At 64.7% G+C, this 19717-nt stretch carries 17 protein-coding genes and 1 tRNA gene; 8 read left to right on the forward strand and 10 right to left on the reverse strand.

Features of this window, described 5'->3' with window-relative positions:
• The first annotated feature begins 168 nt into the window (after positions 1–168).
• From secA to ACSFBF_RS11175, 6 genes are read left to right on the forward strand one after another with little or no spacing between them, the layout of a single operon-like run.
• The gene (gene secA, locus ACSFBF_RS11150; RefSeq protein ID WP_435466852.1) at positions 169–2955 is read left to right on the forward strand and encodes a preprotein translocase subunit SecA; all 2787 of its coding nucleotides are present in this window, start codon (positions 169–171) and stop codon (positions 2953–2955) included.
• A gap of 31 nt (positions 2956–2986) precedes the next feature.
• Positions 2987–4216, forward strand: coding sequence for a bifunctional glutamate N-acetyltransferase/amino-acid acetyltransferase ArgJ (argJ, locus tag ACSFBF_RS11155; RefSeq protein WP_435466854.1), 1230 nt, complete (start codon positions 2987–2989; stop codon positions 4214–4216).
• The gene (locus ACSFBF_RS11160) at positions 4213–5088 is read left to right on the forward strand and encodes an ATP-binding protein (protein WP_435466856.1); all 876 of its coding nucleotides are present in this window, start codon (positions 4213–4215) and stop codon (positions 5086–5088) included. Before argJ ends, ACSFBF_RS11160 begins: the two co-directional genes overlap by 4 nt.
• On the forward strand, positions 5085–5555 hold the full coding sequence (locus ACSFBF_RS11165; RefSeq protein ID WP_435466858.1) for an NUDIX domain-containing protein: 471 nt from the start codon (positions 5085–5087) through the stop codon (positions 5553–5555). The genes ACSFBF_RS11160 and ACSFBF_RS11165 overlap by 4 nt, the downstream gene beginning before the upstream one ends.
• Before the next feature lie 7 nt (positions 5556–5562).
• Positions 5563–7521, forward strand: coding sequence for an acyltransferase family protein (locus ACSFBF_RS11170; protein ID WP_435466860.1), 1959 nt, complete (start codon positions 5563–5565; stop codon positions 7519–7521).
• 17 nt (positions 7522–7538) lie between these two features.
• A complete protein-coding gene (locus ACSFBF_RS11175; RefSeq protein WP_435466862.1) occupies positions 7539–9506 on the forward strand; it encodes an acyltransferase family protein in 1968 nt (655 codons plus the stop codon).
• Positions 9507–9526: 20 nt separating this feature from the next.
• Here ACSFBF_RS11175 and ACSFBF_RS11180 read toward each other — a convergent pair whose 3' ends face one another.
• From ACSFBF_RS11180 to ACSFBF_RS11225, 10 genes are all read right to left on the reverse strand, one after another.
• Complete coding sequence (locus tag ACSFBF_RS11180) at positions 9527–9739, reverse strand: DNA gyrase inhibitor YacG (RefSeq protein WP_435466864.1); 213 nt, start codon at positions 9737–9739, stop codon at positions 9527–9529.
• A complete protein-coding gene (gene zapD / locus ACSFBF_RS11185; RefSeq protein WP_435466866.1) occupies positions 9736–10491 on the reverse strand; it encodes a cell division protein ZapD in 756 nt (251 codons plus the stop codon). The genes ACSFBF_RS11180 and zapD overlap by 4 nt, the downstream gene beginning before the upstream one ends.
• A gap of 30 nt (positions 10492–10521) precedes the next feature.
• Positions 10522–11556, reverse strand: a complete 1035-nt coding sequence (locus ACSFBF_RS11190; protein WP_435466868.1) for an alginate O-acetyltransferase AlgX-related protein — start codon at positions 11554–11556, stop codon at positions 10522–10524.
• A gap of 1 nt (position 11557) precedes the next feature.
• Complete coding sequence (locus ACSFBF_RS11195) at positions 11558–13051, reverse strand: MBOAT family O-acyltransferase (protein WP_435466870.1); 1494 nt, start codon at positions 13049–13051, stop codon at positions 11558–11560.
• A gap of 69 nt (positions 13052–13120) precedes the next feature.
• Positions 13121–13729, reverse strand: coding sequence for a dephospho-CoA kinase (coaE, locus tag ACSFBF_RS11200; RefSeq protein ID WP_435466872.1), 609 nt, complete (start codon positions 13727–13729; stop codon positions 13121–13123).
• Positions 13730–13737: 8 nt separating this feature from the next.
• A complete protein-coding gene (locus ACSFBF_RS11205; RefSeq protein WP_435466874.1) occupies positions 13738–14703 on the reverse strand; it encodes a prepilin peptidase in 966 nt (321 codons plus the stop codon).
• On the reverse strand, positions 14703–15932 hold the full coding sequence (locus ACSFBF_RS11210) for a type II secretion system F family protein (protein WP_435466876.1): 1230 nt from the start codon (positions 15930–15932) through the stop codon (positions 14703–14705). Before ACSFBF_RS11210 ends, ACSFBF_RS11205 begins: the two co-directional genes overlap by 1 nt.
• Positions 15933–15958: 26 nt before the next feature.
• Positions 15959–17692, reverse strand: a complete 1734-nt coding sequence (gene pilB, locus ACSFBF_RS11215) for a type IV-A pilus assembly ATPase PilB (RefSeq protein WP_435466878.1) — start codon at positions 17690–17692, stop codon at positions 15959–15961.
• 113 nt (positions 17693–17805) lie between these two features.
• Positions 17806–17882: transfer RNA gene (locus ACSFBF_RS11220), tRNA-Pro, on the reverse strand.
• Positions 17883–17933: 51 nt separating this feature from the next.
• Positions 17934–18926 carry a polyprenyl synthetase family protein gene (locus ACSFBF_RS11225; RefSeq protein ID WP_435467408.1) on the reverse strand — a complete coding sequence of 331 codons (993 nt, stop codon included), beginning with the start codon at positions 18924–18926 and terminating at the stop codon, positions 17934–17936.
• A gap of 191 nt (positions 18927–19117) precedes the next feature.
• Between ACSFBF_RS11225 and rplU the strand changes: the two genes are divergently transcribed.
• Positions 19118–19429 (forward strand): 50S ribosomal protein L21, encoded by a 312-nt coding sequence (rplU, locus tag ACSFBF_RS11230; protein ID WP_007833243.1) that lies wholly within the window; start codon positions 19118–19120, stop codon positions 19427–19429.
• A gap of 12 nt (positions 19430–19441) precedes the next feature.
• Positions 19442–19702 (forward strand): 50S ribosomal protein L27, encoded by a 261-nt coding sequence (gene rpmA / locus ACSFBF_RS11235; protein WP_093057448.1) that lies wholly within the window; start codon positions 19442–19444, stop codon positions 19700–19702.
• Positions 19703–19717: the final 15 nt, after the last annotated feature.

Raw genomic sequence — 19717 nt, forward strand, 5'->3', positions numbered from 1 at the left:
GGTAATCCAGGGGTTAGAAACAAGACAGCTAAAATGCCCGGTTTGCCGGCGTTCGCGCCGGAAAAAAGGCTGCTTGCTTTCATTGAAAGCGCGCCCAACTGCTTTCACCATATCTTAGGGAATCCGGTCGAAGTGCCTGCCGTATCAGGTGCCCGCCCATCTCCACCCATGGCAACCAACTTCCTGACCCAGATTTTCGGCAGTCGCAACGACCGGCTGCTCAAGCAGTATCGCAAGACGGTGGAACGCATCAATGCGCTCGAACCCGAGTTCGAGAAGCTCAGCGACGAGGCGCTGCGCGCCAAGACGCAGGAGTTCAAAGAACGCGTCACCAAGGGGGAATCGCTCGACGACCTGCTGCCGGAAGCCTTCGCCACGGTGCGCGAAGGCTCCAAGCGCGTCATGAAGATGCGCCACTTCGACGTTCAGCTGCTCGGTGGCATGGCGCTGCACAACGGCAAGATCTCCGAAATGCGCACCGGCGAAGGCAAGACGCTGACCGCCACGCTGCCGGTGTACCTGAATGCGCTGTCCGGGCAGGGCGTGCACGTGGTCACGGTGAACGACTACCTGGCCAACCGCGACGCGACCTGGATGGGCCGCCTCTACAACTTCCTCGGTCTCTCGGTGGGCATCAACCTGCCGCAGATGCCGCGCGAGGAAAAGCAGGCCGCCTACCGCAGCGACATCACGTACGGCACGAACAACGAGTACGGCTTCGACTACCTGCGCGACAACATGGTCTACGAGCCCGGCGACCGGGTGCAGCGCGGCCTGAACTACGCCATCGTCGACGAGGTTGACTCGATCCTGATCGACGAGGCCCGCACCCCGCTGATCATCAGCGGCCAAGCCGAAGACCACACCAACCTCTACCTTGCCATCAACAAGGTGGTGCCGCTGCTCAAGAAGCAGGAAGGCGAAGCCGATCCGCGCACGGGCGAGGGCGTCACGGTGCCCGGCGACTTCACGGTCGACGAGAAGACGCACCAAGTGTTCCTGACCGAAGACGGCCACGAGAACGCCGAGCGCATCCTGGGCGAGTTCAAGCTGCTGCCCGAAGGCGCCTCGCTCTACGACCCGGCCAACATCACGCTGATGCATCACCTGAATGCAGCGCTGCGTGCCCGCCACCTGTACCACCGCGACCAGCACTACGTGGTGCAGCAGGGCGAAGTGGTCATCGTCGACGAATTCACCGGCCGCCTGATGACGGGCCGCCGCTGGAGCGACGGCCTGCACCAGGCCGTGGAAGCCAAGGAAGGCGTGGAGATCCAGGCCGAGAACCAGACGCTGGCTTCCATCACCTTCCAGAACTACTTCCGCCTGTACGGCAAGCTGGCCGGCATGACCGGCACGGCCGACACCGAGGCCTACGAGTTCCAGGAAATCTACGGTCTCGAGACCACGATCATTCCGCCCAACCGCATCAGCAAGCGCGAAGACCAGCTCGACCGCGTCTACAAGACGACGCGCGAGAAGTACGAGGCGGCCATCCAGGACATCCGCGAGTGCTACGAGCGCGGCCAGCCGGTGCTGGTGGGCACCTCGTCCATCGAGAACTCCGAAATCATCGACGCGCTGCTCACCAAGGCGGACCTGCCGCACCAGGTGCTGAACGCCAAGCAGCACGCACGCGAAGCCGACATCGTGGCGCAGGCCGGCCGCACGAAGATGATCACCATCGCGACCAACATGGCCGGCCGCGGCACCGACATCGTGCTGGGCGGCAACATCGAGAAGATGATCGAGGCGGTCGAGAACGACGAAGGCCGCGACGAAGCTGCGAAGCAGGCCGACATCGCGCACATCCGCGCCGAATGGAGCAAGGACCACGAATTCGTGAAGTCGCTCGGCGGCCTGCGCATCATCGCGACCGAACGCCACGAGTCGCGCCGCATCGACAACCAGCTGCGCGGCCGTTCGGGCCGCCAGGGTGACCCGGGTTCCTCGCGCTTCTACCTGAGCCTGGACGACCCGCTGATGCGCATCTTCGCGGGCGACCGCGTGAAGGCGATCATGGACCGTCTGAAGATGCCCGACGGCGAAGCCATCGAAGCCGGCATCGTCACGCGCAGCATCGAGAGCGCGCAGCGCAAGGTCGAGGCGCGCAACTTCGACATCCGCAAGCAGCTGCTCGAATACGACGACGTGTCGAACGACCAGCGCAAGGTGATCTATCAGCAGCGCAACGACATCCTCGACGCGGGCGACCTCACGGCGCAGATTGCGGCGCTGCGCGAAGGCTGCTTCACCGACCTCGCGCGCCAGTACGTGCCGAGCGAATCGGTCGAAGAGCAATGGGACCTGGACGGCCTCGAGAAGAGCCTCTTCAACGAGTGGGGCATCGACATGCCGCTCAAGAAGGAAGTCGAGGCCTCGGACGCCATCGCCGACGAAGACATCGTCGAGAAGGTGCTCAAGAACGCCAACGAGACCTTCGACGCCAAGGTCGCGCTGATCGGCCAGGAGAACTTCACCCAGTTCGAGCGCATGGTGCTGCTGCAGAGCATCGACACCCACTGGCGCGAACACCTGGCCTCGCTCGACTACCTGCGCCAGGGCATTCACCTGCGCGGCTATGCGCAGAAGCAGCCCAAGCAGGAATACAAGCGCGAAGCCTTCGAACTCTTCGGCCAGTTGCTCGACTCGGTCAAGAACGAAGTCACGCGCCAGCTGATGACGGTGCGCGTGCAGTCGGGCGAGCAGCTCGAAGAAGCCGCCGAAGCGCTCGAAAGCCGCGGCGAGAACGTCGCCAACATCACCTACAGCGCGCCGACCGAAACCGGTGAAGTCGAGGTGCGTGTCGACGAGGAAAGCCAGCGCCGCCTGGCGGCTGCCGGTCTGGGCACGCTGAGCGCCGAAGCCCTGGCCTTCGCCCGTGTCGGCCGCAACGATCCGTGCCCCTGTGGCAGTGGCAAGAAGTACAAGCAGTGCCACGGCAAACTGAACTGACGACCGCAACACATTCACCGAGAGAAACCCCATGCCCGTGAACCTGTCTGCCCCTGATCCCGCCGCCTTGTTCGCGGTGCCCGGCGTCCGCATCGGCGTGGCCGAAGCGGGCGTGCGCAAGGCCAATCGCAAGGACCTGACTGTCGTGCTGATCGACGAAGGCTCGGCGGTCGGCGGGGTGTTCACCCAGAACCGTTTCTGCGCCGCGCCGGTGCAGGTCTGCCGTGACCACCTGGCCGCGAACTACGGCATCCGGGCGATGGTCATCAACACCGGCAATGCCAACGCCGGCACGGGCGAAGACGGGCTGATGCGCACGCGCTCCACCTGCATCGCGCTCGCGCGCAAGCTGGAGATCGCGCCCGAGCAAATCCTGCCGTTCTCCACCGGCGTGATCATGGAGCCGCTGCCCGTGGACCGCATCGAAGCGGGCCTGCCGGCCGCGCTGGCCGATGCCGACGCGAACCACTGGGCGCGCGCGGCCGAAGGCATCATGACCACCGACACGATCCCCAAGGCGTTCAGCCAGCAGGTGCAGATCGGTGGCGCCACCGTCACCATCACCGGCATCAGCAAGGGCGCCGGCATGATCCGCCCGAACATGGCGACCATGCTGGGCTTCATGGCCACCGACGCGAAGATCGATTCGTCGCTGATCCAGCCGCTGGCCAAGCTGCTGGCCGACGCCTCATTCAACCGCGTGACCATCGACGGCGACACCTCGACCAACGACTCGTTCGTGGTCATCGCCACGCAGAAGGCATCGCACGCGGCCATCACCTCGCTCGATTCGGTCGACGGCCAGGCCCTCGTGGCCGCCATGCAAAACGTGGCCCGCCAGCTGGCGCAGGCCATCGTGCGCGACGGCGAAGGCGCGACCAAGTTCATCACCATCCAGGTCGAAGGCGGCCGCGACGCTGCCGAGTGCAAGCAGGTTGCGTATGCCGTGGCGCATTCGCCGCTGGTCAAGACGGCCTTCTACGCCAGCGACCCGAACCTGGGCCGCATCCTGGCGGCCGTAGGTTACGCGGGCATTGCCGACCTCGACCAGACTGGCATCGACCTGTTCCTCGACGACGTGCACGTGGCCGTCAAGGGCGGGCGCAACCCGTCGTACCGCGAGGAAGACGGCCAGCGCGTGATGAAGCAGAGCGAGATCACGGTGCGCATCGGCCTTGGCCGCGGCAATGCCAGCGAGACGGTGTGGACCTGCGACTTCAGCCACGAATACGTGACCATCAACGCCGATTACCGGTCATGAATGAGCAGTTCCAGAAGCTGATCGAGCGCGCCGAGCAGCTCATAACCCGCATCGAATCGATTCTTCCGCAGCCGCTGGCCGCGCCAGCCGACTGGAACGCGTCCATCGCCTGGCGCTACCGCCGCCGCAACTCTGGCCACGGCGTGCTCGAGCCCGTGAAGCACGTGGCTGCGATGTCGCTCGATTCGCTGAAGGAAATCGACGTCCAGAAGGAAAAGATCGCGCGCAACACGCAGCAGTTCGTCGAAGGCAAGCCGGCCAACAACGTGCTGTTGACGGGCGCGCGCGGCACGGGCAAGTCGTCGCTCATCCGCGCCTGCCTGCAGGCTTATGCGCCGCAGGGCCTGCGCCTGATCGAGGTGGACAAGGCCGAGCTGGTCGACCTGCCCGACATCGTCGAAGTCGTCTCGCAGCGTCCCGAGAAATTCATCGTGTTCAGCGACGACCTGAGCTTCGACGAAGGCGAGCCGGGCTACAAGGCGCTGAAGTCGATTCTCGACGGGTCGATTGCGGCCTCGACGCCCAACGTGCTGATCTACGCGACCAGCAACCGGCGCCACCTGCTGCCCGAGTACATGAAGGAAAACCTCACGTACACGCACACCGACGATGGCGAAGTCCATCCCGGCGAGGTGATCGAGGAAAAGATCTCGCTGTCGGAGCGCTTCGGCCTCTGGGTGAGCTTCTATCCCTTCAGCCAGAACGAATATCTGACGATCGTGGCGCAGTGGCTCTCGTCGTTCGGCGTGGACGACGCCGCCATCGCAGCGGCGCGGCCCGAGGCGCTCGTGTGGGCGCTGGAGCGCGGTTCGCGCAGCGGCCGCGTGGCCTACCAGTTTGCGCGTGACTACGCAGGGCGGAGCGCCGCGTGACCGAGCCTCGCAAGCACACGGAAGTCGCGGTCGGCGTGCTGATCCGCCTGTCCGACGACGCGCTGCTGCTCTCGACCCGGCCCGAAGGCAAGGCCTATGCGGGCTTCTGGGAGTTTCCCGGCGGCAAGATCGAGACGGGCGAAACGGTCGAAGAGGCACTGCGGCGCGAACTGCAGGAAGAACTCGGCATCACCATCGACGGCGCCGAGGTCTGGAAGGTCACGGAGCACGACTACCCGCACGCGCTGGTGCGCCTGCACTGGTGCAAGGTCACGGCCTGGAGCGGCGAATTCGAGATGCGCGAAGGCCAGCAGATGGCCTGGCAACAGCTGCCGCTGGACGTGACGCCGGTGCTGCCGGGCGCGTTTCCGGTGCTGCAGTGGCTGTCAGAGGAGCGCGGCCTGCCGTTCGTGCCGCCGCCGGTGATCGCGCCCGTTGTGGCGCCTGTCATTGCGCCGGCCAACTGACTGATTGATGCATCCCAAGTACCGTCCGGACATCGATGGGCTGCGCGCGATCGCGGTCGGGTCCGTGCTGGTGTATCACGCCTTCCCGACGGCGTTGATGGGCGGTTTCGTCGGGGTCGACATCTTCTTCGTGATCTCGGGCTTCCTGATCACGACCATCATTCTCCAGAGCCTTGCGGCGGGCGACTTCAGCTACCGCGACTTCTACGCGCGGCGCATCCGGCGGATTTTTCCGGCGCTGATCGTGGTGCTGCTGGCGACGCTGTGCGCCGGCTGGTACCTGCTGCTGTCCGATGAGTTCGCCGAGCTTGGCAAGCAGACAGTGGGCGGTACGGCGTTCGTCGCCAACCTGGTGTTCTGGGGCGAGTCGGGCTACTTCGACACGGCTGCCGAAACCAAGCCGCTGCTGCACCTGTGGTCGCTCGGCATCGAGGAGCAGTTCTACATTTTCTGGCCGCTGCTGCTGGGGCTCGCGTGGCGCAAGGGCTGGCCGATCGTGCGCGTGGTGCTGGTGGTCGCGGTGGTCTCGTTCCTGGTGAACGTGACGACGGTGCACCCGTTGCCGGCGGCATCGTTCTACTCGCCGGCCTCCCGTTTCTGGGAACTGATGGTGGGCGGCATCCTGGCCTGCATGCGGCTGAAGCCACCGGCACCGAGCGCCTGGCGCAGCCATGTGCAGTCGGTGCTGGGCGTCGGGCTGATCGTGCTCGGGCTGGTGATGATCCGCAGCAACAAGGCGTTCCCGGGCTGGTGGGCGCTGCTGCCCACGCTGGGCGCGTTGAGCTGCATTGCCGCGGGGCCGAACGGCGTGCTGAACAAGTACCTGCTGTCGAACCGGGTGATGGTGTGGCTCGGGCTCATCAGCTATCCGCTGTACCTGTGGCACTGGCCGCTGCTGGCGTTCGTGCGCATCGTGGAGGCCGACCCGCTGCATCCGTCGCCGGTCTACCGCGCCGGTGCGATGGTGGCCAGCGTGCTGCTCGCATGGGCCACGTACCGCTTCGTCGAGCGCTATGCCAGAAACCGCCCCGGCGCGGGCACGCTCAAGGCGCTGGGCGCGGGGATGGCGCTGCTGGCTGCCCTGGGCGCGGCGATCTTCTTCGGTGTGCCCGAACCCCGCAACAGCAGCGAGAGGCTGCAGGTCGTCGCCAACGCCACGCTGGACGCCGACTACTACGCGGGCTTCAAGCTCGACCAGATCGGTGAGCAGCTGGTCTACAAGGTCGGCGGCGGGCCGAAGCGCGTGCTGTTCGTGGGCGACAGCCACGTGCAGCAGTACGCGCCGCGCGTGATGGAGCTCGCCAGCACGCTGGCGATGCCGGACAAGTCGGCCTGGTTCGTGACCCAGGGCGCGTGCCCGGCGGTGCCGGGCGTCTATGCGGACAAGAACATCGGATGCGCCGAGCGCCGTGACGCCATGCTGGCCTATGCGATGGGCCCCGAGGTCGATTCGGTGGTCATCGGTGGCTGCTGGAACTGCTATTTCGTCGGTCGTGGCGCGCTCGAGTACTACTACCGCGGTGCGGACAACGTGGTCCATCCGTTCCAGGGCGGCGACGGCATCGACCGCTCGCTGGCCTCGCTGGAGGCCACGCTGCGCGAGCTGGCGCGCCACAAGAAGGTCTTCCTGCTGCTCGACAACCCCGGCGGCCCGGAGTTCACGCCGAAGCGCCTGATCGAAGGCAGCCGCCTGACGCACATGGAGGTTTCGGTCTCGACGCCGACGACGCCGTTGCCGGCCGACCAGAAGCAGCTCAATGACCGGCTGCGCGCGATTGCGGCTGCAAGCGGAGCCGAAGCCATCGACGCGATGGCGGTGCTGTGCAAGGACGACCAGTGCCTCCGCACGATGCCCGACGGTTCGCCCGCCTACAAGGACGCCGATCACCTGCGCCCGCGCTACACCCGGGAAGAGGCGAGCTACTTCGACCGCACGGTGCGCGCCGTGCAACAGCCGTCGCGCTGAGCGAGGCTGAGCGAACGATGCATCCCAAATACCGCCCGGACATCGACGGCCTGCGTGCCATCGCAGTGGGCTCGGTTCTGGCCTACCACGCCTTTCCGAGCCTGCTGCCGGGCGGCTTCATCGGGGTCGACATCTTCTTCGTGATCTCGGGCTTCCTGATCACGACGATTCTTCTGCAGAGCCTGGCCGCGGGCGATTTCAGCTACCGCGACTTTTATGCGCGGCGCATCCGGCGCATCTTTCCGGCGCTGGTGCTCGTGCTGCTCGCGACGCTGGCCTTCGGCTGGTACGTGCTGCTGCCGGGCGAGTTCTCGCAACTGGGCAAGCAGACCACGGGCGGGGCCGCCTTCTTCGCCAACCTCGTCTTCCTGGGCGAGGCCGGGTACTTCGACGCCACGGCCGAGACCAAGCCGCTGCTGCACCTGTGGTCGCTGGGGATCGAGGAGCAGTTCTACATCTTCTGGCCGCTGATGCTGGGGCTGGCCTGGCGCAAGCGCTGGCCGATCCTGCGCGTGACGCTGGTGGTGGCCGCGATCTCGTTCCTGGTCAATGTGCTGACCGTGCAGCCGCACCGCGCGGCGGCGTTCTATTCGCCGCTGTCTCGCGCGTGGGAACTGATGGCCGGCGGGTTGCTGGCGGTAATGCGGCTGCAGGCTGCCAGCGGTTCGGCGCAGCCGCGCGCGTGGACGAAGCATCTGCAGTCCATCGTCGGCATAGGCCTGATCGTGCTCGGCCTCTTCATGACGCGCAGCACGAAGGCGTTTCCGGGCTGGTGGGCGCTGCTGCCGGTACTGGGCGCGGTGAGCTGCATCGCGGCCGGGCCGAATGGCGTGCTCAACCGGTATCTGCTGTCGAACCGCGTCATGGTGTGGATCGGACTGATCAGCTACCCGCTGTACCTCTGGCACTGGCCGCTGCTTTCGTATGCGCGCATCGTGGCCGGTGGAGAGCCTTCGCTGCAGGTGCGCATCGCACTGGTGGTGGCGTCGGTCATGCTGGCCTGGGCCACGTATCGTTTCCTGGAGCGCTTCGTCAAGCTCCATCTCTCGCAGGCGATGCTGCGCGGATTGGCGGGCAGCGGCGCTGCGTTGGCGCTGGCCGGGGTGCTGGTTTTCCTGGGCACGCCGCTGCCGCGCAACGACAGCCAAGCCCTGCAGGCCGTGGCGGATGCGACGCGCGAAGACAACTACTACGACGGCTTTGAAGAGGCCGCGCTGGGCGGGCAGTTCGTCTACCGCACCGGCAGCGGCAAGCACAACGTGCTGCTGATCGGCGACAGCCACGTCGAGCAATACGCACCGCGCGCGCTCGAACTGGTGCGCACGCAGCCGGGCAAGGCCCGCACGGTGTACTTCGCGACCAAGGGCTCGTGCCCGCCTGTGCCGGGCCTGTTTAGCGGCACCGATACGGCGTGCGAAGAGCGGCGCGCGGCGGTGCTCGACCTGGCGCTCAAGCCGGAGATCGATTCGGTGGTGCTCGGGGCGTGCTGGAGCTGCTACTTCACCGGCGCCGGGCCCACGGTGAACTACTTTGTCGACGACAAGAAGGCTGTGCACCCATTCCTCGGCGGGGACGGCGTCGACCTGTCGCTGAAGTCGCTGGGTGAGACGCTGAAGCGCCTGTCGGCGCACAAGACGGTCTACCTGGTGCTAGGCAATCCGGTCGGCATGGATTTCGATCCGCTCAAGCAGATCCAGGGCAGCCGGCTGGGCGGCATGACAGCGGCCACCGGGCAGCTCAAGGCGCCGATGCCGCAAGACCAGGCGCAGTTCAATGCGCGGCTGAAGCAGGTGGCCGAGGCCAATGGCGCGCGGGTCATCGAGCCGTTTGCCAGCCTGTGCGTCGATAGCCAGTGCATCCGCAGCATGCCGGACGACGGTTCGCCGGCCTACAAGGACATCGGGCACTTGCGGCCCCGGTATGCGCGGAGCTTCGCAACCTACATCGACCCCGCGCTGCTCGACGAGGACGCGGGCGGCAAGTAGCCAGCCTCGCGGCTGCTTTCTTACTGGATCTTGGGGTCGCCGAAAGGCTCGTCGTCAGGCGGCGCTTCGGCCGGCATGCGGAATTCTTCACTGGCCCAGGCACCCAGGTCGACACCCTTGCAGCGCGCGCTGCAGAAGGGCCGGTAGGCGTTGCTCGGCGCGTAGATGCTGTCGCCGCCGCACGTGGGGCAGCGGACGATCCGTTCGCCCTTGCTGTTCACCCGTGTCGTCATGCGCAGAGGGTCAGCTCGAAAGGCGCGTCGTCCGAGCTTTGGTGGAGGCGGTCGTCCGCGTTGTGGCGCATCAGGCGCACCGAAACCATGAGGCGGTTGCCGCTGATTTCGGGGATCAGGCCGAGCTTGGGGTCAATGCGCAGGCGCAGCAGCTGGAAGCTGCGGCCCTGCGGCAGGTTCTGCTGGAACTGGCCGTTGGTGGCGATCACCTTGTAGGGCACGTCGGCATCGCGCAGCAGCTTGAGCAGCAGGTAGATCGACGAGGCCAGCGGCGAAAGGGTGTTCGACCAGCGTTCAAGATCGGCGCGGCGGCTGGCGGCGGGGCGATGCTGCCAGGCGTAGTAGGCGGGCAGGTCGAACTCGCAGGTGCCGCCCGGAATGCCGGCGCGGCTGCGGATGCTCATGAGCCACTCGTTTTCCGTCAGCGCCTGGCCGGCCTTGCCGGCCACGCTGTTGAGGGTGGCGAAGTTGCCTTCGAGCTGGCCGACGACCTGGTCGAGCACGGCTTCGGCAATAGCCGGATTGCCCCGGTAGCTGTTGAAGACGTTCTTGTGCTTGTCCAGGTCGCGCAGCACGTCGGCCTTGAGGTCGGCGCGCGCGGCGACGTCCATGATCTCGAAGATCGTGATCAGGGCGTAGTGGTGAGACAGAGGCGATTCGGCAGGCACCAGTTCGCCGAGGCGGCGAAACAGGTGCTCCAGCCGCAGGTACGTGCGGATGCGCTCGTTGAAGGGGTACTCGTAGAGGATCACGCGTATCGTTTTTTCACGTCGGGTTCGAGCTCATTGTGATTTGGCAACCGGGGTGGGCATCACCTGGCGCACAGCCTCCAGCATACGCTGCCCGAAAAGAATGTAACCCCGGGTCGAGACGTGGGTCTCGTTGGCGGGGAAAAGATCCATCATCTTGAAGCGGTTCTCTTCTGCCAGCGCGAACAGGTCTGGCCCGATATTTTGCGGGTTGAATTCGGCCCGGAACGCATCGGCATGGTTTTGTTGCAAATACACGGTGCTCTTGTTGGGGACCACCATCCACACCACCTTGTAAGGCGCAGCGGTGCTTTCGAAGCGCTTCATGAACTGCGCGGACTCGGCCGTCAGCGCTGCGTTGACGCGGTCTTCGGCGGTCATGAGCAGCTTGTTGCAGGCGCGGTGGCTGAACTGCTTGCAGCCATCGGGCACCACGCGCGCGTCGATCAGCGGGCCCCAGCGATCGGGCGTATTGGTCCAGCTGTCCGACGCCATGATGGCTTTGGTGTTTTGGTATGTGAACCAGCCGCTGAGCAACTGGGCATCCCAGTTGAGCTGGAAGCCGGGGGCGGGCTTGGCCGGGTTCTCGAAGGGCGGCGGCGTGGGCTTGAAGGCATGCTTCATCGTCTTGCAGCTCTCGGACTTCTCGATGCGGTCCTGCAGCAGGCGCTCGATGCTCTCGACGATGACCACCTTGCCCTTGAAGCCGGATTTTTCGAGCCAACCAGAGAAGTCGTCGCACAGGGTGCCGCCGAGGTTGTCCCAGTGCGTGGTGGTGACCTTGTAGCCGGCGCCCACGAGCCCCGACTGCCAGGCGTAGCGCACGGAGAAGCTGTCACCGATCACCAGGATGTCGGATTCCTGGATCGGCCACGTCTTGATGTCTGCGTCGGGGATAGGCGGTGGCGGCACATGCCAGCCGAACTCGCGTTCCGAGATGCGTCCGATGCGGGTCAGGTCGCCGTAGGGAATGGGGGTGAAGAGGCTGGCGACCAGCAGCGCGCAGCACACCAGATAGCCCGCGATAAAGATGCGTAGCCAGGTCCTGGCCGATTTCGTGTCTTCCATGTCAGAACTGGAAATAGAGGAACGGGCTGTAGTTGCCGAACTTCGACACGCACAGGCCAAAAAGATAGATGCAGCCCAGCCCCGTGACCCAGGTAGCCAGGCGCTGGAGGCGGGGGCGGCCGGCCAGCCCCGCGACGTTCGGGATCCAGCGGTCGAGCGTGATGGTGGGCGGTAGCGCCAGGCAGATCACTATGCCGACGAGGATGGTCTGGAAGAACTCGGGCTTGCGGAACGGCACGCGGAACTCGCTGAAGGCCGACACAGGCGCGCCGTGCATGCCCAGCATGCCCTTGTAGATCTCGACGGCGGCCGTCATGCTGTCGGCCCGGAACACCACCCAGGCGATCATCACGCACAGGAAGGTGATGAACCAGCCGATCACGCGGCCGTACCACGTGGTCTTCGTGTTGCCGCGCCGCACCTTGGCGTTCCAGAAGTGGTTGACCATCAGGTAGGCGCCGTGCAGCGCGCCCCAGATGACGAAAGTCCAGGCGGCGCCGTGCCACAGGCCGCCCAGCAGCATCGTCAGGAAAAGGTTGATGTAGCGCCGGGCCGGTCCCTTGCGGTTGCCGCCGAGCGGCACGTAGAGGTAGTCGCGCAGGAAAGTCGACAGCGAGATGTGCCAGCGGCGCCAGAACTCGATCATGTTGGTCGACTTGTAGGGCGACCTGAAATTGAGCGGCAGTTGCACTCCCACGCACAGCGACAGGCCGACCGCCATGTCCGAGTAGCCCGAGAAGTCGAAATAGATCTGCAGCGTGTAGGCCAGCACCCCGAACCAGGCCGTGTACAGCGAGGGCAGCACGCCTTCGTGCACGCCCTTGAACATCATGTCGGCGTACTGCCCCAGCGGGTCGGCGATCAGCATCTTCTTGGCCAGGCCGAAGACGAAGATGCCCAGTCCGAGCGCCATGTTGTTGGCGTTGAATCGGTAGGTGGCCGGGTTGTTGAACTGCGGCATCATCTGCGCGTGATGCAGCACGGGCCCCGCGATCAGGTGCGGGAAATAGGTCACGAACAGTGCGTAGTGGATGAAGCTGCGCTCCCGCACCTTGCCTTGCCAGCAGTCGACCAGGAAGGCGATCTGCGTGAAGGTGTAGAACGAGATGCCGATCGGCAGCACGATGTGCACCAGATCGATCTGCGCGAAGCCCGCGGCGGCCAGGCCGGCATCGATGTTTTCCAGGAAGAAGTTGGCGTACTTGAAGACCGCCAGCACCCCAAGGTTAACCACCAGCGCGATGATCAACAGGGCCTTGCGGTGCTTGTCTTCCCGGCTGGGCGAGGGCGTGAGCCGCAGCCCGAACCAGTAGTTGATGCAGATCGACCCCAGCAGCAAGGGCAGTGCCTTGACGCTCCACCACCCGTAGAAGAAGAGCGAAGCCAGTGCCAGGAAACCCGCCGCCGACCGGGGGCTGCGCGCACCGATCAGGAAGAAGCCGATCAGGACCAGCGGGAAGAAAACAAAGATGAAAGGGTACGAATTGAAAAGCATCGTGAGGGGCGCTGAGGCGTGCGCCGTTTGACGTGATCGTCGTGTAGCCGTCGCGGCGTCAACCCCAAATTATCGCGTGCCCGGCCGAACCCACCGTTCCCAGAGACCCCGTACCTGCTGAGCGAGTTCCTCGAGCGTCAGCGACTCGTTGAAAATGACCGCATCGGCGGCGGCCCGGCGCGCCCGGCGCGGGGCCTGCTGGGCGATCACCGCCTTGACCGCTTCCGGCGCCCAGCCAGAGCGTGCGACGACGCGCTTGAGCTGTGTTTCCTCGGTGGCGTCGACCACCAGCACCCGGTCGACGATGGCGCGCCAGCGGCCAGATTCGACGAGCAGGGGAACATCGAATACGACGACCGCATCCTCGCCGGCGGCTGTGGCCTGGCGCTGGGTTTCGGCGCCGATCAAGGGGTGGAGGATGGATTCGAGGCGGGCCTTGGCACCTGCATCTGCGAACACGATCTGCCGCATTGCTGCCCTGTCCAGGCCGCCGTCTGGGGCGATGACCCCGCGGCCGAAGGCTGCCTCGAGGGCCGGCACGGCGATGCCGCCAGGGAGCGCGATGGCGCGCGCGATGGCGTCGGTGTCCACCAGTACCGCCCCCTGGGCCACCAGCAGCCCGGCGACGGTGCTCTTGCCGCTGCCGATGCCACCCGTCAGGCCGATGCGCCGCACCATGCGGTGTGTCAATGGATTAGTGCGCCAAGGGGGAAGGCGAACGGAATCCATTGCCTCACGACTTCGGGGCCCGCCACGAGGCAGACAAGGCCCGCGCCGGCCAGGAAAGGGCCGAAGGCGATGGGAATGTCCTTGTGCGCCAGTTTGCCGGCGATGCGCAAAGTCACGCCGATCACCGCGCCCACCAGCGAGGAGACGAGGATGATCGCGATGAGGTAGTCGGCGCCGAGCCATGCGCCGAGCGCGGCGAGCAGTTTGAAGTCTCCATAGCCCATGCCTTCCTTGCCCGTGATCAGGCGAAAGCCATGGTACACAAGCCAGAGGCTCAGGTAGCCGAACACAGCGCCCCAGACCGCCGAACTCAGGGGCACGCCGGTCCAGCCCATGGCTGCGCCGATCAGGCCGAGCCAGAGCAGGGGGTAGTTGAGCGAGTCGGGCAGAAACTGGGTGTCGAAATCGATCAGGAACTGGCAGATCAGCAGGGCGCCGAACGCGGCCCAGAGCACCCCGGCCGGCGTGATGCCGAAGCGCCAGGCACAGAGGGCGAACAGGGCGCCCGTGACCAGCTCGACCAGCGGGTAGCGCGGGCTGATCGAGGTCTTGCACGACGAGCAGCGTCCGCGCAGCACGACATAGCTCAGCACGGGGATGTTCTCGTACCAGCGGATCTTGTGGCCGCAGGCTCCGCAGCGCGACGCGGGACGGGTCAGGTCGAAGGGAGGCTGGGCCTCGATGACGGCAGCGGCCTTGTCGGCTGCCGCTTCCAGCCCAGCGGGGGGCGCGACCTTCGGACCGAAGGCCAGCGACCACAGCGAAGGCGCGTCCTTCGACGACATGAGATTGGCGACGGCGTCGGCGAGCCAGTCGCGATACATCATCACCGGCGTGCGGTAGATGACGACATTCATGAAGCTGCCTATCAATAGCCCCAGCACACCGGCGAAAACGGTGTCGAACTCCCGCGAAACGAGCATCAAACGACCTGGCCGAGTTTGAAGATGGGCAGGTACATCGACACTACGATGCCGCCGATGATGGTGCCGAGGAACACGATGATGATGGGTTCCATCAGGCTGGAGAGGCCGGCGACCATGTCGTCCACTTCGGATTCGTAGAAGTCAGCGGCTTTGCCCAGCATGTGGTCGATGGAGCCCGACTCCTCGCCGATGGCGGTCATCTGGATCACCATCGAAGGGAACAGGTTGGCATTGGTCATGGCCGTGGTGAGGCTGGTGCCTGTGGAGACCTCCTGCTGGATCTTCGTCGTGGCGTCGCCGTAGACGGTGTTGCCCGAGGCACCACCCACCGAGTCGAGGGCTTCGACCAGCGGCACGCCGGCTGCAAACATGGTTGCCAGCGTACGGGTCCAGCGGGCCACGCAAGATTTTTCGATCAGCACGCCGAAAATCGGCACCTTCAGCAACGCCCGGTCCATGACTCTCTGGAAGCGTTCGTTGCGCCTCCAGGCCTGCATGAAGAAGTAGAGCCCGCCGCCGATGCCGCCGAAGATCAGCCACCAGTAGGACACGAAGAATTCGCTGATGCCGATCACGATCAGCGTCGGCGCGGGCAGGTCAGCGCCGAACGAGGCGAACACTTGCTTGAACGCCGGAATGACGAAGATCATGATGATGGCGATCACCACGAAAGCAACTACGACCACCGAGATCGGGTACATCAGGGCCGACTTGATCTTGGACTTGATCGCCTCGGTCTTTTCCATGTAGGTGGCCAGCCGGTCGAGCAACTCTTCGAGAATACCGGCCGCTTCGCCGGCTTCCACCAGGTTGCAGTAGAGGTTGTCGAAATACTTCGGGAATTTGCGGAAGGCGGCCGACAGCGACGTGCCTGTTTCCACGTCGCTACGGATGTCGTTGAGCAGCTTGGCCACGCTCGCGTTCGCATTGCCGCGCCCGACGATGTCGAAGGACTGCATCAGGGGCACGCCGGCTTTCATCATGGTTGCCAGCTGGCGCGTGAAGATGGCGATGTCCTTGGGCTTGATCGCCTTGCCGGAGCGCATGCGGCGCTTCTTGATCTTGGACGCGAGCACGCCCTGGCGACGCAGTGCGGCCTGCACCTGGTTCTCGCCAGCGGCACGAAGCTCGCCGCGCACCAGCTTGCCGTTGCGGTCTTTGCCTTCCCATTCGAAGACAAACTCCTTGAGCCCATCACGTGAGCGGGTGGATGCCACTGTTGCCATTCGATCTCCGGTTTTCAGTGTGTTCGTTATTCGTTGGTGCAGGCCACGACTTCTTCCAGAGAAGTCAGACCTTGCATCACTTTGCGCAGACCCGACTGACGCAGCGAGCGTACGCCCTCCGCCTCGGACTGCTGTGCGATGTCGAGCGCGCTGCCGTCACGCAGGATGATTTCCTGGATGGCCTCAGTGATCGGCATCACCTGGTAGATGCCCACGCGGCCCTTGTAGCCGCCGCTGCAGGCGGAGCAGCCGACGGGGCGGTAGGGCTTCCAGGTGCCGTCCAGATCTTCTTCCCTGAACCCTGCGTCGAGGAGCGCTTCGCGCGGAACGTCGGCCGGCACGCGGCAGACGGTGCATAGCCGCCGTGCAAGGCGCTGCGCCGTGATCAGGATCACGCTCGATGCAATGTTGAACGGTGCGATGCCCATGTTGCGCATCCGCGTGAGCGTGGTCGGCGCGTCGTTGGTGTGCAGCGTGGAGAGCACCAGATGGCCCGTTTGCGCGGCCTTGATCGAGATGTCGGCGGTTTCGAGGTCGCGGATTTCGCCGACCATGATGATGTCGGGATCCTGGCGCAGGAAGGCGCGCAGCGCGGTCGCAAAGGTCAGGCCGGCCCGTTCGTTGACGTTGACCTGGTTGACGCCGGGGAGGTTGATTTCCGACGGGTCTTCCGCCGTTGCGATGTTGACGCCCGGCTGGTTCAGCAGGTTCAGGCAGGTGTAGAGCGAAACCGTCTTGCCGGAGCCCGTCGGGCCGGTGACGAGCACCATCCCGTATGGGCGGCCGATGGCATGCAGGAGTCGCGCCTTTTCATCCGCGTCGTAGCCCAGGGCATCGATACCCAGACGCGCGCTGCTCGGGTCGAGAATACGAACGACGATCTTCTCGCCGAACAGCGTGGGCAGCGTGCTCACGCGAAAGTCGATCACGCGGTCGGGCCCGATCTTGAGCTTCATGCGGCCGTCCTGCGGCACGCGCTTCTCGGAGATGTCGAGCCGGGAAATGACCTTGATGCGCGAGGCCAGCTTGTCCTTGATGACGGTGGGCGGGCTGGCGATTTCGCGCAGTTCGCCGTCGACCCGGAAGCGCACGCGGTAGTGGTGCTCGTAGGGCTCGAAGTGAATGTCCGAGGCCCGCATGCCGACGGCGTCGAGCAGCATCTTGTGAAGGAAGCGCACGACTGGTGCGTCCTCGACTTCCGCGACCGCCTGCTCGTTGCTGTCGCCCGAAGTGTCGGCCGAGACGTCGTCGAACTCGAACTCGCTGCCGACGATACTGTTGATGGTCTCCGCTGCCGTCACTGCGGCGGCTTCGATCATTCGCGACAGCTTGTCGTATTCCGCGATGACCCAGTCGACGCCCATCTGGGAGGCGAACTTGATCTTCTCTGCCGCCTGCTGGTCCGAGGGGTCAGCTGTTGCAACAATCAGACGGTTGTTGCGTTTGCTGAGGACAACGATGCGGTACGCATGGCACAGCTTCGCATCGAGCAGGTCCTTCGGCAGGCGCTGGGGATCGATGGCGTCGAGATCGAGCAGCGGCGCGCCGAAAGCGGTGGAAAGGGTGTGGGCGAGATCGGCGGCCGAGACGGCGCCAGAGCCGGTCAGCTCCGCGATGAAGCTGGTGCGGCCGCTCAGGGACTTCTGGTAGATGTCCTCGGCCGCCCTGGCAGGAAGCTTGCCGGCCGACACCAGGGCGCGCGCGAGCCCAGGGAGGGCAATCTGCGAGGGTTCTTTAACTGGAAGTTCGGCAGCGGCCATTCAGCGAATGAAAAAGATGTGAAAAAGTGCTTCACGATCATCGCTGAACAGTCCTGTGCTGTAAATCGCTACACAGCAACAGGCATGGCCATTTATTTATGCCAGCCAAAGGCTGGTCGGGGTGAGAGGATTCGAACCTCCGGCCTCTACGTCCCGAACGTAGCGCTCTACCAGGCTAAGCTACACCCCGATGGTTGCAAGAAAAAAGAAATCGTCCTAGATGCCAACTCAGGAGAGGTGTTCAGGCACGTCGCTCAAGCAACTGAGCCGCCAATTGTAGCAAACCTGAAGCGTGCGAATTGGACGGGAAGCCGTGCAGCGCATGAATTGCGCGCTGGGCTTCGGCGGCGGCGGCGGCGCGGGAGGCATCCAGGGCGCCTGTTTCGCGAACGATCTCGACGACCTTGCCTAACTGAGCGGTATCGCCCGCCTCGATGGCGGCGCGCACCAGTTCACTCTGAGCCGAGGTGCCTCGCTGCATTGCGAAAATGAGTGGGAGCGTGGTCTTGCCTTCGCGCAGGTCGTCGCCGACGTTCTTGCCTGTCTCGTTGGCATCGCCTGCGTAGTCCAGCACGTCGTCGATCACCTGGAAGGCGGTGCCGAGTGCTTGTCCGTAGGTTGCGCAGGCTTCTTCCACTTCGGGCGTGGCGCCTGCCAGCACGGCCGCGAGGCGGGTGCTGGCTTCGAAGAGTTTCGCGGTCTTCGAGCGGATCACGCGCAGATACGCTGCCTCGTCCAACGATGCGTCGTGCATGTTCATCAGCTGGAGCACCTCACCCTCAGCGATCACGTTGGTGGCTTCGGCCAGGATCTGCATGACGCGCATGTTGTTGGCATCCAGCATCATCTGGAATGCGCGTGAGTAGAGAAAGTCGCCGACCAGCACGCTGGCTGGGTTGCCGAACGATTCGTTGGCGGTTGCCCGACCGCGCCGCAGGGTCGATTCGTCGACCACGTCGTCATGCAGCAGGGTGGCTGTATGAATGAATTCCACAACGGCCGCCAGATTGAAGCGCTGCTCGCCGGTGTAGCCCAGCGCGCCCGACATCAGCAGCAGGAGTGCCGGCCGCAGGCGTTTGCCGCCAGCGGAAATGATGTACCTGGAAACCTGACTGACCAGCGGCACGCCCGTGTCGAGGCGGCGGGCGATCACACGGTCGACTTCGACCATGTCGCCGGCAATCAGGTCCAGCACGGTGGCGGTGGGGGAGGTGTCGGCGGCGGGAACTGGCAAAGCGGAGGCGCGGGGCGCTGCTGAGGATGAGGGCGGCCCAAGCTGGGGAAGGACCGGAAGGCGCAAATTATAGGGAGCCGCAGCGGTTTGCCGGGGTTGCGCTGGGTCGAAAGTGGTTAGCAGGCACAAACCGCGCTATAATCTTGGGCTCTGCGGAATTCGCTGCGGAGACTCATTTCTAAGAGGTTTACATGTACGCGGTCATAAAAACCGGTGGCAAGCAGTATCGCGTTGCTTCCGGCGAGAAAATTAAAGTAGAACAGATTGCTGCGGACGTAGGCCAGGAAATCGTGATCGACCAGGTTCTGGCCGTCGGAAACGGCGCTGAAATCAAGGTTGGCACGCCCCTGGTGTCCGGCGCAACGGTGACAGTCACGGTACTGTCGCACGGCAAGCACGACAAGGTCCACATCTTCAAGATGCGCCGTCGCAAGCACTATCAGAAACGTCAAGGCCATCGCCAGCAGTTCACCGAACTGCAAATCGGCGCGATCGCCGGCTAAGGAGCAGATTCCATGGCACAGAAAAAAGGCGGCGGCTCAACGCGAAACGGGCGCGATTCCAAGCCCAAGATGCTCGGCGTGAAGGCTTTCGGCGGCGAACTGATCAGCGCAGGCTCGATCATCGTGCGCCAGCGCGGCACCCAGTTCCACCCCGGCGTGAACGTCGGCGTGGGCAAGGACCACACGCTGTTTGCCCTGGTCGACGGCCACGTGTCGTTCGGTACCAAGGGTGCACTCAACAAGCACACGGTCAACGTGACCCCCGCGGCGTAAGCCTCGAGTCACTTC

This window comes from Variovorax nivicola, from assembly GCF_051216475.1.
Classification (GTDB): Bacteria; Pseudomonadota; Gammaproteobacteria; order Burkholderiales; family Burkholderiaceae_C; genus Variovorax.

Coding starts and splice junctions, on each gene's coding strand:
- ACSFBF_RS11210 (WP_435466876.1), bottom strand. CDS start 15,932: ATGGCAACAGTGGCATCCACCCGCTCACGTGATGGGCTCAAGGAGTTT.
- ACSFBF_RS11205 (WP_435466874.1), bottom strand. CDS start 14,703: ATGCTCGTTTCGCGGGAGTTCGACACCGTTTTCGCCGGTGTGCTGGGG.
- rpmA (WP_093057448.1), top strand. CDS start 19,442: ATGGCACAGAAAAAAGGCGGCGGCTCAACGCGAAACGGGCGCGATTCC.
- ACSFBF_RS11160 (WP_435466856.1), top strand. CDS start 4,213: ATGAATGAGCAGTTCCAGAAGCTGATCGAGCGCGCCGAGCAGCTCATA.
- ACSFBF_RS11175 (WP_435466862.1), top strand. CDS start 7,539: ATGCATCCCAAATACCGCCCGGACATCGACGGCCTGCGTGCCATCGCA.
- argJ (WP_435466854.1), top strand. CDS start 2,987: ATGCCCGTGAACCTGTCTGCCCCTGATCCCGCCGCCTTGTTCGCGGTG.
- rplU (WP_007833243.1), top strand. CDS start 19,118: ATGTACGCGGTCATAAAAACCGGTGGCAAGCAGTATCGCGTTGCTTCC.
- ACSFBF_RS11195 (WP_435466870.1), bottom strand. CDS start 13,051: ATGCTTTTCAATTCGTACCCTTTCATCTTTGTTTTCTTCCCGCTGGTC.
- ACSFBF_RS11180 (WP_435466864.1), bottom strand. CDS start 9,739: ATGACGACACGGGTGAACAGCAAGGGCGAACGGATCGTCCGCTGCCCC.
- ACSFBF_RS11170 (WP_435466860.1), top strand. CDS start 5,563: ATGCATCCCAAGTACCGTCCGGACATCGATGGGCTGCGCGCGATCGCG.
- pilB (WP_435466878.1), bottom strand. CDS start 17,692: ATGGCCGCTGCCGAACTTCCAGTTAAAGAACCCTCGCAGATTGCCCTC.
- secA (WP_435466852.1), top strand. CDS start 169: ATGGCAACCAACTTCCTGACCCAGATTTTCGGCAGTCGCAACGACCGG.
- ACSFBF_RS11190 (WP_435466868.1), bottom strand. CDS start 11,556: ATGGAAGACACGAAATCGGCCAGGACCTGGCTACGCATCTTTATCGCG.
- coaE (WP_435466872.1), bottom strand. CDS start 13,729: ATGGTGCGGCGCATCGGCCTGACGGGTGGCATCGGCAGCGGCAAGAGC.